Here is a 1,320-nt window from a genome sequence, read left to right on the forward strand (position 1 = left end):
CCTGGTCCGGCCGGGGCAAGCCGCCCCAGTGGATTGCAGGCAAAGACCGCGCGCCGTTTGCGATTGCCTGAATCGCGCACTGCGGGGCAGGGATAGTGCAGGACTGCAGCACGAGCCTCTGTCTAACCGGCGCCGCTCCCGGGTGTCAGCACCACCGCAGCCAGCACTAGCCCACACTCAAGTCCCCCATCGAGCGTGCGGGCCGTCCACACCGGCCGCAACAGCCCCGCCCGACGTGCCTGCGCATGGTCCGGATGAGCCCCAGGCTTGAGATGCTGGTTGTGCCCACACCCCCAGACCGGAGGCACCGTGGCATCCAGCACGAGCAAGGCCGAAGCCGAAGCCAGATCGCCCACCTCGCCTGAATGCCAAGACCCTTCCACCCCGACCGCGAGCATCCAGCGCGAAGGCGGGGCGGGTGTGCGCAGAGAGTCCTGCTGCTTCTGGGACAAAGACTGCCACTGCAGCAGCACGAGGCCACCGGCCGACACAGCGCCCAGGCACTGCGCCAGCAAGGCTGAAGCTTCCTGCTCCCAGGCCAGCTCCACACGAACCCCTCCCAGGTGCCTGCGGGCATGGCGCCACATCGCCGCTGCAGTAACCACTGAAGGAACCGCAACACGATTCCCGGTGAGCAAGGCCACAGCTTGCTGCAGTGCCGCTGCCCCCGTGCGGTTGGGCTGGACTGGCGAGCGAACCAAGGTTCCAGGCAGTGCCACGCCGCCCGTATCCTGAGCCGTGCTGCGCCGATAGCTGGGTGCTGCCTCCATCACCAGCCCCAAGGCATAGCGACGAACCACGCCCTCATGCGGCGGCATGGGCAGCCCCGGGATCAGCGGTTGCAGGAACACGCGCTGCCAGAGCCTCCTGCCGCCGGTTCAGTTTGCTGCACAGGGAGATGGGGCCTGAGGTGTCTTTGGCTCGCTTCGGTGACGCTCCCGCGCCATCGCCGTCCGTATCGGATTCTGGATAGAACTCCTCCAAGACGCCCAACCCTTCTTCCTCCGACTCTTCGAACTCCCCCAGCGCCAAGCCTTGCCGTGCTGCTTCGTCCAGCGCCGCCTGATCTAACCCAAGCGCAGCCTGCTGCACACGCTCCTGCCGTGCCAACGCCACGACCTGGCCCAGACTACTACCGGCTCTGAGAGTCAGATCCACGTAGTAGATCGGCGTGCGGTGCGACAGCGTTGTGGACTTCCCCCGCAGCCGAAGCTCCAAGGGCAATCCCGCCAGCAACCCACCCGACACCGCAAACAGATATCGCAGGCGTGCCGACAACGTCCGGATGCTGTTGAACCCCGTGGTTCGGAACACAAAGCT

At 66.2% G+C, this 1,320-nt stretch carries 3 protein-coding genes; 1 reads left to right on the top strand and 2 read right to left on the bottom strand.

What is annotated here, in order from left to right:
• A partial coding sequence (locus NFX52_RS31375) for an H-NS family nucleoid-associated regulatory protein (RefSeq protein ID WP_435301302.1) occupies window positions 1-71 on the top strand: 71 nt, incomplete at its 5' end.
• 51 nt (window positions 72-122) lie between these two features.
• Here NFX52_RS31375 and NFX52_RS30150 read toward each other — a convergent pair.
• Window positions 123-851: a hypothetical protein gene (locus NFX52_RS30150; RefSeq protein ID WP_156358906.1), complete on the bottom strand. Its 729-nt coding sequence runs from the start codon at window positions 849-851 to the stop codon at window positions 123-125.
• The coding region (locus NFX52_RS30155; protein WP_455424003.1) for a recombination directionality factor at window positions 805-1,320 on the bottom strand (516 nt) is incomplete at its 5' end. The genes NFX52_RS30150 and NFX52_RS30155, both read right to left, overlap by 47 nt.

It is taken from the genome of Acidovorax facilis (assembly GCF_023913775.1).
Taxonomy (GTDB): domain Bacteria; phylum Pseudomonadota; class Gammaproteobacteria; order Burkholderiales; family Burkholderiaceae_C; genus Acidovorax; species Acidovorax facilis.